Raw genomic sequence first — 13,137 nt, forward strand, 5'->3', positions numbered from 1 at the left:
TCGAAAGACTTTGGAAGTAGGGGCTCAGCCCTTGACGGCGCCGGAGGTGAGGCCGGAGACGAAATATCGCTGGAAGATGAGGTAGACGAGCGTTGCCGGCAGCACGGTCATGACGATCGCGGCGTTGAGCTGTCCGTAATCGTTGGAAAATTGCCCCTGGAAGGACATCAACCCGAGCGGCAGCGTCCACATATGCTGGTCCTGAAGCAACACGAGCGCCATGGCGAATTCGTTCCAGGTGGAGACGAAATCCAGGATCAGCAGCGCGGCGAGCACCGGCAGGCAGACTGGCAGGAAGATCCGGCGGAAGATAGTGAAGTGGCTTGCACCATCGATCAGGGCGGCTTCGGAGAGTTCCTTCGGAATGCCCTTGAAGAAGCCGTGCAGGATGAAGACCTGATAGGGCACGCCGAAAGCGATATAGGGCAGGATGACGCCGGGATAGGTATCGATCAGCCCTAGCGAATTGACGAGTGTGAACAACGGCGCCAGCATGACCTGAAAGGGGATCATCGTGCCGAACACGACGAGAAGCAGCAATGCCTTGCCGGTCTTCAACGGTATCTTGGCGAGCGCATAGGCCGCCATCGCCGAAAGCGCCAGCCCCAGCGGAACCTTGATGACGGTGATGATGGCGCTGTTGAAGAATGCGTTGGCGAAATTTCCGCGGTTCCAGGCGTTGCTGTAATTCTCAAGGGCCAGATGGACAGGCGGCATGAAGGCGCCGGTGCTGGTAACATCGGCCTTCGTCTTCAGCGACGTGAAGACGATGAACACGAAGGGCGCGACCCAGATCAGCGCGACGACGATGAGTGCGATCCAGAGCCCGATCAGGATCGGATCTCGCCTTGGTTTTCCGATGGCGGTCGTATCGAAGGCAACGGTCATGGTTTCGGCTGACGGCGCTGTCATTGCTCGGCCTCCTCATGCTTTTGCGTCCATCGCAGGTAGGGGACGACAATGGCGATGGTGATCAACAGCAGGACGACCGAGATTGCAGCGCCGCGGCCGAAGTCGAAGATCTGCATCGCCTGGGTGAAGGCCCAAAGCGCCAGCATCTGCGTGGATTGCGCTGGTCCGCCGCCGGTGAGGCCATAGACGATGTCGAAGGCCTTGAGCGACGAAATGATCGACAGCACGAGTACGATCGTGATGGTCGTGCGAAGGGCAGGGAAGGTGACGTGCTTGAAGACGGCCCAGCGTCCAGCACCGTCGATCCGGGCGGCTTCGACCAGTGACTGCGAAACATTCTGCAGCCCGGCGAGAAAGAGGACCATGGAAAAGCCGACCGACTGCCAGAGATAGGCGACGAAGACGGAATAGAGTGCGATGTTTCGGTCACCGAGCCAGTCCTTGATCCAGGTCTGGAGGCCCATGGATGTCAGTATCTCGCTGAAGAGACCGAAGAATGGATCGTACATCCATTTCCACATCGTCGCGACGGCGATCGGCGCGATGATGACCGGAAGGTAGAATATGGCGCGGAACGTGTTGCGGCCGAAGAGCTTCTGATTGAGGCTCAATGCCAGGAGAAGCCCCACCATTGGCGGGAACACCAGGCACATGACGGTCCAGATGACCGTATTCTTAAAGGCGACCCAGAAGACCGGATCGCGCGTGAAGATGTATTGATAGTTCGCAAGGCCGACGAAGGGGCGCTGAGGATCGAGCCCGTTCCACTTCTGGAAGCTCAATATCGCGACATTGACCATCGGGTACAGAGCGAAGATCGCGTAGATCGCTATCGCCGGGGCGAGCAACAGGAATGCCTGCGCGCGGGGATCATGTGTTCGGTTTCGCAATGACATTCTCATCTGCTCCGGGCGGCAGGCGGCTGGCGCGTGGACGTTCGGGTCGAGCAACGACCGGCCCCGGCGGACAATCGGGACCGGTCAGCGTCCTGGGAGGGCCTAGGTCCGGCCTGCGATGAAGGTCTGCAACTGCTTGGCGGCATCCGCCGGTTCGATGTTCCCGGACGCAACGTCATTGATCACGCGGAAATATTCGGTCGTCACGTCAAGCGGAAACGCCTGGTCGCCGTTCATGTAGACCTTGCCGTAGGTCTTGAAGATATCCAGCCATTTGGCTTCAAGCGGCTTCTGATCGGTGTATTGGACATTCTTGTTGACCGAGATCGAGCTGATCTGCCCGATCAGATCCTGCTGGACCTTGGTCGACAGGAAGTAATCCAGAAATTTCGCGGCAAGATCAGGATCTTTGCTCTTTGTGCTCACGTAGTTGTATTCGGCAAAGCCGTAGAGGCGGTTCGTGTTCGTCGGGAACGGGAAAATCCCGTAATCGTCGAGGTTTGCACCGCTGCCGCTCAACTGGCCGACAAGCCAATCCCCTTCCAGCATCATCGCCGCGCGCCCTGCGACGAACAGACTGTAGGACTGCTGATTGCTGATGCCCATAAAGGGCTGAAGCGTATAGTCCTTCGTCCACTTGGCGAACTCGGTGAAGGCGTCCGTCGCGCAGGGCTCTTTCGTCCAGTCAAGCTTCATCGCCATCAGCGCGTCGTGCTTGTCGGCACCGCACTTGGTCTCGAGGATGACGTCCATCAGCCGCATGACGTGCCAATTGACGGAACCGCCGAAGGTGAAGGCCGGAATTCCGGCAGTCTTCAGCTTCTCGGCATCCGCAAGGAAATCCTCGTAGGTTTTCGGCTCCTCGGTGATGCCAGCCTGCTGGAACAGCTTCTTGTTGTAGTAGACTGCTTCACCCTTGAAGGTGAAGGGGACGCCATGCTTGCCGCCTGGATAAAGGTCGGCGAAGGCCGCCGCCGAGGGGAGCAACTCATCGCTCCATTTGTACTGCGTATAATACTTGTCCAGCGGCAGTGACAGGCCGGCTTTGACATATTCGCCGCCGAGACCAAGCCCGGCCCAGCTGAAATAGATATCGGGACCCTTGCTGGAACCCGCGGCCACGCGAAGAGCGGTCTTGTGTTCATCAACGCCACGCTGGACAATCTCGATATGCGTTCCGGGATTGGCGGCTTCGAAATCCGTCGCCACCTTCTTCAGCGCGGTATTGGCGCCCCCATTATCGAAATTGAGTGTCCACAGCGTCAGGTCCTGCGCTTTGGCGCCGGTCGCCGCCAGGGCCGCCGCGGCAATTGCGACTACGCCAAAACCTCTCGCATATTTGGAATTGATAAGCATTTTTCCGTCCTCCTCTGAAGAATGCTGAGGGCGGTTTTGGCAAATCACCAGATACATGTCAACTGGTATGATGAGCTCATCATCATTAAGGCGAGAAGAAAGCGTGGAAGCACGCGACGACGACGGTTGCCGAGGCGGCACCAGGATCGATATGGCCCAGAGCCCGCTCGCCAAGCCTGGAGGAGCGCCCTTTCGTGGCTATCATATTCTTCGTTGCTTCCATACCGGCTTGCGCCGCGACCAGCGCTGCGGAAAGGCATTCTTCGAGCGGCAGTCCCTGTTTCCGCGCGGCCTGGCAGGCGGTGGCCGCCGGTGCCCAGGCGTCGACCATGGTCTTCTCCCCGACCTCGGCCTTGCCGCGATCCTGGATCCCCTTGGCAATTGCCGCGAACGCAGCGACGATGTCGTCGGCGGTGAGTGACGGCTTGCCCTTGACCGCCGCGCCCGCGCGCATCAGGCCGGTTGCGTAAAGTGGGCCTGAGGAGGCGCCGACCGCATTCAGGAAAGCCTTGGCTGCCGTGTTGAAGACGAGGGTGGGGTCCGTCGTTGCCGGATTCAGTTCGGCCGTCGCCTTCGCAGCCGCGGAAAAGCCAAGTTCCATGGCGATCCCGTGATCGGCATCGCCGATCACGCCGTCAAGCTCGCAAAGCCGGTCCCTTTCGCGCGTCATTGCCTCCGCGATAAGGGCGATGAGAGATGTCAGATTGTCGGCCGTGATCGTCGTCATCAGAGCGCCTCTCCGGACCGGAACATTGCGCAATCGCAAGGGTGATCGATCAGTCGCTGCAATTCGTCATCCAGATGCATCAGGGTGATCGAGGCGCCGGCCATTTCCAGTGACGTGCAATAGTTCCCAACCAGTGACAGATGGATTTCCACGCCCAGTGCATCGAGCGTCATCTTGACCTTGCGCATGATGATGTAGAGTTCCATCAGCGGCGTCGATCCAAGCGAATTGATCAGCACGGCAACGCGGTCGCCCCGCTTGGGGTTCATCTCGCCGAGTATCCTGTCGAGCAATTCCGTGGTTACCTGATCGGCGGGTTTCAGCGGGCCACGGGCAACGCCGGGCTCGCCGTGAATGCCCATGCCGATCTCCATCTCGTCGTCGCCAAGCTGGAAGTTCGGCTTCAGCGTTTGCGGCAGGGAGCAGGGTGCAAGCGCGACACCCATTGTATAGGTCCGGTCATTCGCCCATTGCGCGACCCGCTCCACCTCGTCCAGGCTGTACATCAGATCGCAGGCAGCACCGGCGGCCTTGAAGACAAAGACATTGCCGGCGACGCCGCGCCGGCGGTCCCGTTGGTCGATGGGGGCGGAGGCGACGTCATCGGTCGTCAACACGGTACGGACCTCGATGTCATCCATGGTGAGCATCTCGGCCGCCATGTCGAAATTCATGACATCGCCGGCATAATTGCCATAGGCGAACAGGACGCCGGCACCATTGTTGACTGCCTTGGCGCACTCGATAATTGGATCCGGCGGCGGCGAGGCAAAGACATTTCCGACCGCGGCCGCATCCGCGAGCCCCTTGCCGACGAAACCCAGGAAGCTCGGCTCGTGGCCGGAACCGCCGCCGATGACGAGGCCGACCTTGCCCGCGCGCGGGCCATGCTTTGCCACGATTGACCGTGGCGATCCTTCAATGGCGCGAAGGTGGTTGGGATGGGCCGCCAGCACGCCGGCCAGCATTTCGTCCACGGCCGCCGCGCCGTCATTGATAAGCTTCTTCGTCTTCACGCCAGTCCTCCCGATCATTGCGATTCTGAAGACTAAGATGCGCGTCTCGCGGGCTAGGTCAATCCGCCAAAGCGATAGAACTGATGGCATAGGGTCCGAGAGTGAGGACGTCGCCCGGAAGCTGAATAGCCAGGCGCAAGCCACCGAGTTCGACTTGCTTCGGCATGGGCGTAACATTCACCAGCAGCAATTGCGATGCCTCATGCGCTGGCGCGGCGATGAAAGCGAGGACAGCCGCCGGATCGGATGAGACGCATTCCTGCCATGGACTACCGGCGAGGCGAGCCAGCAGGGCAACCGTGTTGAAGATCGGGCGTCTGCCGCCGGCTGGAGACGGTTCATCTTTGCCGGCGATCACGCCGAATGACCCCGTCAGTGCTGAAAGCGTCAAGCATTCCAAGCCGGCGTCAAGCACCTTGGCCGCATAGCCGAGCGCGAAAGCTTCGGCGAAACGGCCATTGTGTCGGGGATCCGTGTTTGCCATCGCAATACGGCGCCCGTCGGGATTGTCCATGGTCCGGCTGCCATAGGGGTTCTGGCGCATGGGAATGGTGGAAGGTCCGATGCGGTAAGGCTTGTCGCCATAGATGGCGCGCACCGAGCGTGTGATGAATGGCAAGGCCTCCAGCGTCTGCATGATGCTCAGATCGTCGGCGGCATGCACGATCGGGTTCGTGCAGTGGGAAATGAAGTCGAGCTGTTCGGGTGGAACACGCTTACGGTTGAGTTCGGTGAAATAGCTGAGCATGCCGCCGCCGAGCCGAACGCCCGGAAAGGCAGCGTGGGCCGCTGCATAAACCTCCTCAAGCGGCGGGCATTCAGGCCATTGGCTGCCGGGAGGTGTCGATTGCCTGTCCACGGAAGGGGAAATGACAATCGCGTCCGGCCAGAACCCGGCCACCTGCATCCAGATCGCGCATTCCATCGCTTCCGCGAGCGGCGATCGCTTGCAGGGCAGGGCTATTTCCAGGGTCGAAGTGCCGGCATTGAGCTGGGCAATGGCGTTGAATGCCCTGAACGCATCGGCGCCATGACCGGCATTCGGATCGAAATGAAACAGCAGTTCCTGTGGCCCGGTCTCCGCCAGGACATCGCGGGCCTCAAGCGTCGCTTGGGCCTCCTCGGGCGTGATCACGAGGCCGATCGCCGGCATTGTCCCGCTCTTCGTCCCCTCCGAGATCGTGACGGCTTGGCTGTTCGGCGAGATCGATGCGGGAGCGTTCAGTGTCTCTCGTTTGTCCTCGATGTCGAGAACGACGCGTTGCCGGACGGATTTTCCGGCCGGTATTTGATAGGGCCAGGGCAAAGCGAGAGGGCGGACATAGGTCTTGTAGGAGGCATCCGACCAGTTGCGCTGATCCTCCATCTCGAAGGTATCGCCTTCCATCCGGCATTCCGCCGTGACCTGCGGCATGACGCTGTGGGTGATCGCGCGCATATCCTTGAAGGGCTGCCATGGCTCGATGAGATCGGGGAATTGGGTATCGTCGCGATGGCCGTCGACATGCTCCACCGAGACCGGTGTGCCGGCCACACCAACGATCGGATGCAGGATGCAGAAGCCGCAGCGATTGGTTTCGAAGCCCGTTTTGGATACTGCTTCTGCGTCGAAGATCACGGCGCCTCCGGCTTCAGCGGAGATCTGCACGCGGATTTCAAGCGTTGTATCGTCGGGGCCGGTGCAATGCGCGATGTAGCCTACGGAAAAGGCTTCATTGCCCTGATTGATCTTCAGGTTTGATATTCTGGGAGCATAGGTGCCCCAATCGCGGTCGCGCACCAGATAGGATACGGCGCGCAGCACTTCGGTTCCATCATAGGTGATCGTGCGGAGATTGCCGTCCTTGAAGTCGACGGCGAGCCGACCAGCAGTCAGTCGCACCGGCGGGACTTCGGCCTCGCTCGTGCCATAAAGCTGAAAAGCGTCGACCTCGGCCGTCATCGCAGCATCGCTCCGATGTCGACTGTCCTCCCATTGGCTGCACTCTCATAAGCTGCTTCGACAAGGGCGAAGGTCTTCAGATTATCCGCGCCGGAGGTCGAGGTTTCGCTGCCTGATGAGAGACGGTCCGTCCAGTGTTGCTGGATCGCCAGCACGCTTTCCTGGATGTTGTGCCAGGGGCGGGAGGCCCAGGAGAGCAACTGCGGCGAGGCATCGGAGATGGTCGTGCCGTTCGGGCCGGTCACCTCCAGACGATAGCCTTGCGAGAGCCGGATCGTTCCTTGGGTGCCGTCGATCTCGATCAGCGTTTCGGGAAAGGGTTCCGTGCCGAGCTTGGTCGCATAGCTGACGTCGACGATCGATGTCGCGCCGTTCTCGTGGTCGAGCAGGATGGTCGCGACATCCTCGCCCTTGATCTTCGGATTGACCCGTTTGGTGCGCGCGCTGAGTGTCGCGACGTCGCCAAGAATGAAGCGGGCGATATCTAGCGTGTGGATGCCGAGATCCTCGATGATGAAGCGCTCGCCTTCCGCAAGATAAGGCTGGCCGGAAAAGACATCGAAACCGGAGCGAAACGAGAAGCGGCCCCAGAAGGGCTCGCCGATGGCCCCAGATTGCAGCACGCTCTTCACCGCCTGTATCGGCGTCTGCCAGCGGAAATTCTCATGCACCATCAGGGGGATGCCGGCGTTTTCGCAAGTGCGGACCATCGCCTTGGCATCGCTCAAGGATTTTGCAAACGGCTTCTGGCAGATGGCCGGGGCTTTGTGGGCCGCTGCCATGTCCACCAGTGCACGGTGGCTTTGAACCGTTGTGGCAATATCGACGAAATCGAAGCCGCCATCGGCGAAAAGAGCAGCCGCATCGCTGTAACGGCGCTCAATGCCGAACTGATCGCCGACGATTTTCAGCCGCTCCGGATCGCGATCGCAGATCGCGACGATATCCGCGCCCTCGACGTCTTTCCACGCATGCATCTGATTGACCGCGAAGAAGCCGCAGCCGATGAGCGCACCCTTGAATTCCGTCATGTTCAGCCTGCCTTTGCCATTTGCATGAGCGTCACGCGCTGTTGCAGGCGGCGCTGCGCCTGGTCGACGACCACGGCGATGATGATGACGAGCCCCTTGATGACCATCTGCCAGAAGGACGAGACGCCCATCATCACCAGCCCGTCGGACAGGATGCCGATGACGAAGGCGCCGATGATCGTACCACCGATCGTTCCGCGTCCACCCGACATCGAGGTGCCGCCGAGGACGGCCGCCGCGATGGCGTTGAGCTCGAAGCTCTCGCCGGTCGCTGGGTGCGCAGCCATCAGTTCCGACGAAATGATGATGCCGACGATGGCCGCGCACAGCCCTGAGAACATATAGACGAAGATCTTCACAACATCGACGCGGATGCCCGACATGCGTGCAGCGCGCTCATTGCCGCCGACGGCGAAGATGTGGCGGCCGATCGGCGTCGAGCGGGAGACATAGGCGGCGATCAGCGCCAGAAAGATGAGGATCCAGATGGAGACGGGCAGGCCGAGCAACCTGCCAGCGCCGAAGACGTCGAAGCCGGTCGTGTCGAATTCCGGCCTGCCGACCAGGTTCGGAAAGGTCTGTCCGTCCGAGGACAGCAGCGCCAGACCTCGGGCGACGTAGAGCGTCCCAAGTGTCGCGATAAAGGGCGCAACGTTGAGCTTGGTGATGAGCAGCCCGTTGATGAGCCCGATCAACAGCCCGACGGCGAGTGTGATCAGGATGATCTCGTATATGTTGAAGTAGACGGTGTACCCGATCGGCAATGCAACGCCGTTGAGGATGAGGGCGCCCGCCACCATGCCACACAGGCCGACGATCGAGCCGACCGAAAGGTCGATGCCGCCAGTGATGATGACGAAGGTCATGCCCATCGCCAGGAAGGCGTTGAGCGCCACATGCTTCGACATCAGGATCATGTTGGCGGTCGATGTGAAGTTCGGCGCGAAGATGGCGAAGAAGATGATGACGGCAAAGAGCGCGATGAAGGTTCTGAGCTTCATCAACGTCAGCAGCGCAGAGCCGTTCGACCGCTTGGCCGCAAAAGAAGTAGAGGTATCTGCCGTCATGACGCGAGTTCCCTTGTATGTCCGTGTCCCTTGGCCGAAGCGGCGATGATGGCTTCTTCCGTGGCGTCGCTCCTGTCGAAGACGGCGACCAGCTTGCCGTTGCTCAAGACGGCGATGCGGTCGGAAAGCGCCATGACTTCTTCAAGGTCCGATGTCGAAAACAGGATTGCCAGGCCCTTGCCGGCGAGCCTGCGCATGGTGCGGAAGACATCGGCCTTGGCACCGACGTCGATGCCCCGGCTCGGCTCGTCCATCAGAAGAACCTTGGGGTCGGTCATCAGCGCCTTGCCGATGACGACCTTCTGCTGGTTGCCGCCGGACATCGATGTCACCTCGAAATCCGGATTGGGGGCCTTGATCGACAGGTCGCGGATCATGTCGTGCGTGGCCTGCTTTTCGGCGCCGGCGTCGATATGAAAGAAGCGGGCGAAGCGCCCGAGGCTTGCGAGCGTCAGGTTGCTGGCGATGGAGAGTACCTGCACCAGCCCCTCGCGCTGCCGGTCCTCCGGTATCAACGCCAGGCCACGCCGGATCCGGCGGGTGGTATCGCGTTCGCGAACCTCGACGCCGTCGATGAAGATCTTGCCCGTCGAGTGCATGTGCCGGCCCATCACGCATTCGAAGAACTCGCTGCGGCCCGCACCCATCAGACCGTAAATGCCGAGGATCTCGCCGGCGCGAACCGAGAGCGAGACATGGTCAACGGCAAGGCCGCCGGTCGAGCGCGGCAGGCTGATCTCTTCGGCGCGGAAGGCTTCCTTGCCGATCGTATGGCTCTCGCCCTTGGCAAAGTCCTTGGCATCCGATCCGATCATCGACCGGACGATCCATTTCGTGTCTATATCGCGAACCATCGCCTGGCCGGTGATCTGCCCATCGCGAAGGACAGTGATGTAATCGCCGATCCGCATCAGCTCTTCCAGCCGATGCGAGATATAGACGATGGCGACGCCCTGCGCCTTCAGCTCGGCGATCACCTTGAAGAGAATGTCAACTTCCGCCGCAGACAGCGCCGATGTCGGCTCATCCATGATCAGGATGCGGGCGTTGAGCGAGATGGCCTTGGCGATTTCGACAAGCTGCTGTTGCCCGATCGGCAGATCCTCGATCATGGTCTCGGCGTTGATGCCTGCGTCCAGTCTCTTGAGGAATTCATTGGCCTTGACGATCTGCGCCTTGTGGTCGATGCCGAAGATGCCGCGCGTAATCTCGCGCGTCGCAAAAATGTTTTCGGCCACCGACATGTTGGCGAAGAGATTGAGCTCCTGGAAAATCATGCCGATGCCGCAAGCCTGTGCGTCGGCCGGGCTATCAAAATGAACGGCTTCGCCTTCGAGGACGATGCGGCCGAGGGTGGGCCGTTCGACGCCGGCGATGATCTTCATCAGCGTCGACTTGCCGGCACCGTTTTCACCGACGAGCACGTTGACCGCGCCGCGCCGCAGTTCGAGATTGGCGCGCTTGACCGCGACAATGCCGGAATAGACCTTCGATACGTCTTCGAGGCGAAGGATGATGTCGTCCTCTATCGTGTCGCCCATGCTCATTGCCCCAACGCCAGTGCAGAGGGGGTGATCAGCGGCAATTGGCCGGATGCGGGCAGCGGATATGCGCCGGTCACCGTGACCGTCTTGCCCACAAGGCCATCGCGTGGCAGAGCCGCGAGGAAGGATGTGTTTGCCTTCTCGTTAAACGCCTTGCCGAACTGTGCCCATTCGATCTGGTTTCGGAATTCATTGAAGTCGAGGAAACCCAGCGCGTCGCGCAGCGCCGTGCCGCGAATTGCCGGGCCTATCTGCACCTTCGCGTCGGCCTTGCCGTCGCCGTCCACATCGACGTCGAGGGTCCCAGCGCGCGAAGTCGTATCCGCGGCGACGGTCTTGCCGCTGAGTTTGACTGCATAGGTCCAGGGCGACGAATTCTGTTTGCGCGGATTTCCATATTTTGCGCCAGCCTCATCCGGGTTGGATGCGACTGCCTGCAACACCGTCTTGAAGTCGCCCGCGCGCTTTTCAAGGTCGGGAAGCACTTGCGACTGCCAGATCGCATCGACCTTGGTCGCGGGATCGAAAGCGGTCTTTGCCGCCTCCGCCGCTTTTTCCTCTGGCGTCGGTGTTTTAATGATCTTGCAGCCAGGCAGCGCTGCGACCAGCATGACGGCCACGACCGCGCCTCTGATCCTCAACATGCAATGCACCTCTATCTCACAGGAAACATATCCGGAGAGCGTGGGTTTTCCACGCTCTCCTTGGTGCTCGGTCCGCCGTTACTTCTTCAGTGCGAAGGTCTCAAGCTTGTCGGCATTATCCGCATTGATGAGGACGCAATCCATTAATTGCTTCTCGTCCTTCGGCACCGTCTTGTTCTTGATGTAGGCGTCGGCCTGTTCGACCGCGATCTGGGCCTGGGCATAGGCCGGCTGCATCACAGTCGCCTTGATGCCGCCCGCCTTGATCGAGTCGCGGACGTCGTTGGAGCCGTCGAAGCCGACGACGATCACGTCCTTGCGGCCGGCTGCCTGAAGGGCGGCGATTGCGCCCATCGCCATGGTGTCGTTGCCCGAGATCACGCCCTTGATGTCGGGGTTTGCCTGCAGGATGGTTTCCATCTTGGCGTAGGCTTCAGTCTGGCTCCAGTTCGCCGACTGTTTGGCGACCAGCTTCAGGTCCGGATAGTCGTCGATGACGTCGTGATAGCCCTGCGAACGGATGCCGGCATTGGTGTCGGCTTCGCGGCCCACGAGCTCGGCATAATTGCCCTTCTCGCCCATCAGCTTGACGAATTCCTGCGCGCCGAGCTGAGCGCCCTGGTAGTTGTTGGAAACGATCTGCGCGACGGCGATGCCGGTGACATTGATTTCGCGGTCGATCAGGAAGGAGGGGATGCCGGCATCCTTGGCCTTCTTGATGGCGGCAACCGTCGCATCGGCGCCGGCATTGTCGAGAATGATGGCTTTGGCGCCACGGCCGATCGCCGTGTCGATGACCTCGGACTGCTTGTTGGCGTCATCGTCATGCGACATGACGAGCGTTTCGTAGCCCAGCTCCTTCGCCTTGGCTTCGGCGCCGACGGCTTCGGCCTTGAAGAAGGGGTTGTCATGGGCTGGCGTAATGATGGCAATCAGGTCCGCCGAGAAGGCAGGCATTGCCGTTCCCAATGCCAGAACGCCGGCAAAGGCGGCAAGAGTCAATTTACGTGTTAGTTTCATGGTTTCCTCCCAGTTATGAAGCAGGCCCTGTTCCCAGCAGGGCAGAAAAGGGAGGGCGAGCCCTCCCAGGATCTCCTCAGGTAATGCGCTGGATGCTGTCTGCGATCTCTTGCGGTTCGAAGACCTTTTTCCAATCGTCACGCATCAGCGCCGGAATGCCGAATTCGATGGCCTTGTTGCAGGCGTCCGAAAACACACCGTCGACTTCCTTGAAGATGACGGCGCCGAGAACGTTCATGTGGCCCAGCAGGAAGTCGCGGGCGGCTTCTTCCGGAACGCCGCGCGCAACGCATTCGTCCATGGCCTGGCGCATCACCACCAGCAGCGAGGCGCAAACGGTTTCCGACAGGCCCGGCTCGAGCATCGCCATCTGTTCGACGGTGACCCGGTGCGACCGCATGACGGGCGCCCAGATGACCTTGGCGATCTCCTCGCCAAGCGCATAGGCGCTTTCCGGTCCCTGCATCAGGGCCGAAACGATATGCTGCTTGGCGAACAGGCCACCGAAGTGATCCTTCTTCGCCTGCATGTCAGTTTCGTCATTGAAAATAGGCGGATGGCAGGGATGGGTCACAAAATAGGTGAGGTCGTCGCGCTTCGGGAGATGACCCGCGAAGGGGGCTGCCGCATCGAGCGCCACGACCATCGTTCCCGGCTTCAATTTGTCGACGATTCCAGCGGCAACCTTGCCGATGGCGGTATCCGGAACCGCAAGAATAACGACGTCTGCGCCGTTGAGTGCCTCATCCACCGGCACGCAGGACAGATCGAGATCGTTCTTCAATCGCGCCTTGCCGGCATCACTGACCTCGACATGACGGACGTCGAAGCGCGAATCTTTCAGGTTCTTGGCGAGCCGATATCCCATTTTTCCGCCGGCGCCGAAAAGAGCAATTACAGTCATGTTTTCTACCTCGTCCATTTTGAAATCGTGGTATCGCAAGTGGTATGATGAGTCAATGATCATTCCATCAATCAAGCG

12 protein-coding genes are annotated in these 13,137 nt (G+C 60.3%); all 12 read right to left on the reverse strand.

Going from position 1 to position 13,137, the window contains the following annotated elements:
• Nucleotides 1-24 precede the first annotated feature (24 nt).
• The 12 genes from EX00_RS00160 to EX00_RS00215 all read right to left on the reverse strand — a co-directional run bounded on the left by EX00_RS00160 (nt 25) and on the right by EX00_RS00215 (nt 13,059).
• Nucleotides 25-888: a carbohydrate ABC transporter permease gene (locus tag EX00_RS00160; RefSeq protein WP_202903674.1), complete on the reverse strand. Its 864-nt coding sequence runs from the start codon at nt 886-888 to the stop codon at nt 25-27.
• Nucleotides 889-908: 20 nt separating this feature from the next.
• A complete protein-coding gene (locus EX00_RS00165) occupies nt 909-1,808 on the reverse strand; it encodes a carbohydrate ABC transporter permease (RefSeq protein WP_047452950.1) in 900 nt (299 codons plus the stop codon).
• Between the two features lie 102 nt (nt 1,809-1,910).
• Entirely contained in the window at nt 1,911-3,164 is a 1,254-nt protein-coding gene (locus EX00_RS00170; protein ID WP_047452952.1) for an ABC transporter substrate-binding protein, read from the reverse strand.
• An 85-nt stretch (nt 3,165-3,249) separates the two neighbouring features.
• Nucleotides 3,250-3,891 (reverse strand): dihydroxyacetone kinase subunit DhaL, encoded by a 642-nt coding sequence (gene dhaL / locus EX00_RS00175; RefSeq protein WP_047452954.1) that lies wholly within the window; start codon nt 3,889-3,891, stop codon nt 3,250-3,252.
• The gene (locus tag EX00_RS00180; RefSeq protein ID WP_047452956.1) at nt 3,891-4,907 is read right to left on the reverse strand and encodes a dihydroxyacetone kinase subunit DhaK; all 1,017 of its coding nucleotides are present in this window, start codon (nt 4,905-4,907) and stop codon (nt 3,891-3,893) included. The genes dhaL and EX00_RS00180 overlap by 1 nt, the downstream gene beginning before the upstream one ends.
• A 58-nt stretch (nt 4,908-4,965) precedes the next feature.
• A complete protein-coding gene (gene apnL, locus EX00_RS00185; RefSeq protein ID WP_047452957.1) occupies nt 4,966-6,849 on the reverse strand; it encodes a D-apionate lactonase in 1,884 nt (627 codons plus the stop codon).
• Nucleotides 6,846-7,880: a Gfo/Idh/MocA family protein gene (locus EX00_RS00190; RefSeq protein ID WP_047452959.1), complete on the reverse strand. Its 1,035-nt coding sequence runs from the start codon at nt 7,878-7,880 to the stop codon at nt 6,846-6,848. Before EX00_RS00190 ends, apnL begins: the two co-directional genes overlap by 4 nt.
• Before the next feature lie 2 nt (nt 7,881-7,882).
• Nucleotides 7,883-8,947: an ABC transporter permease gene (locus EX00_RS00195; protein ID WP_007697701.1), complete on the reverse strand. Its 1,065-nt coding sequence runs from the start codon at nt 8,945-8,947 to the stop codon at nt 7,883-7,885.
• Nucleotides 8,944-10,494 (reverse strand): sugar ABC transporter ATP-binding protein, encoded by a 1,551-nt coding sequence (locus EX00_RS00200; RefSeq protein WP_047452963.1) that lies wholly within the window; start codon nt 10,492-10,494, stop codon nt 8,944-8,946. The genes EX00_RS00195 and EX00_RS00200 overlap by 4 nt, the downstream gene beginning before the upstream one ends.
• Entirely contained in the window at nt 10,491-11,135 is a 645-nt protein-coding gene (locus tag EX00_RS00205; RefSeq protein ID WP_047452965.1) for a DUF2291 family protein, read from the reverse strand. Before EX00_RS00205 ends, EX00_RS00200 begins: the two co-directional genes overlap by 4 nt.
• A gap of 78 nt (nt 11,136-11,213) precedes the next feature.
• Nucleotides 11,214-12,155, reverse strand: a complete 942-nt coding sequence (locus EX00_RS00210) for a D-ribose ABC transporter substrate-binding protein (protein WP_047452968.1) — start codon at nt 12,153-12,155, stop codon at nt 11,214-11,216.
• Nucleotides 12,156-12,231: 76 nt separating this feature from the next.
• A complete protein-coding gene (locus EX00_RS00215; RefSeq protein WP_047453296.1) occupies nt 12,232-13,059 on the reverse strand; it encodes a phosphogluconate dehydrogenase C-terminal domain-containing protein in 828 nt (275 codons plus the stop codon).
• Nucleotides 13,060-13,137: the final 78 nt, after the last annotated feature.

The organism is Martinezella rhizogenes, from assembly GCF_000799715.1.
Lineage (GTDB): Bacteria > Pseudomonadota > Alphaproteobacteria > Rhizobiales > Rhizobiaceae > Rhizobium > Rhizobium rhizogenes_C.

Bases quoted from the DNA above. Each gene is read 5' to 3' on its own strand.
- EX00_RS00160 (WP_202903674.1), bottom strand. From the start codon at position 888: ATGACCGTTGCCTTCGATACGACCGCCATCGGAAAACCAAGGCGAGAT.
- EX00_RS00165 (WP_047452950.1), bottom strand. From the start codon at position 1,808: ATGTCATTGCGAAACCGAACACATGATCCCCGCGCGCAGGCATTCCTG.
- EX00_RS00170 (WP_047452952.1), bottom strand. From the start codon at position 3,164: ATGCTTATCAATTCCAAATATGCGAGAGGTTTTGGCGTAGTCGCAATT.
- dhaL (WP_047452954.1), bottom strand. From the start codon at position 3,891: ATGACGACGATCACGGCCGACAATCTGACATCTCTCATCGCCCTTATC.
- apnL (WP_047452957.1), bottom strand. From the start codon at position 6,849: ATGACGGCCGAGGTCGACGCTTTTCAGCTTTATGGCACGAGCGAGGCC.
- EX00_RS00190 (WP_047452959.1), bottom strand. From the start codon at position 7,880: ATGACGGAATTCAAGGGTGCGCTCATCGGCTGCGGCTTCTTCGCGGTC.
- EX00_RS00195 (WP_007697701.1), bottom strand. From the start codon at position 8,947: ATGACGGCAGATACCTCTACTTCTTTTGCGGCCAAGCGGTCGAACGGC.
- EX00_RS00200 (WP_047452963.1), bottom strand. From the start codon at position 10,494: ATGAGCATGGGCGACACGATAGAGGACGACATCATCCTTCGCCTCGAA.
- EX00_RS00205 (WP_047452965.1), bottom strand. From the start codon at position 11,135: ATGTTGAGGATCAGAGGCGCGGTCGTGGCCGTCATGCTGGTCGCAGCG.
- EX00_RS00210 (WP_047452968.1), bottom strand. From the start codon at position 12,155: ATGAAACTAACACGTAAATTGACTCTTGCCGCCTTTGCCGGCGTTCTG.
- EX00_RS00215 (WP_047453296.1), bottom strand. From the start codon at position 13,059: ATGACTGTAATTGCTCTTTTCGGCGCCGGCGGAAAAATGGGATATCGG.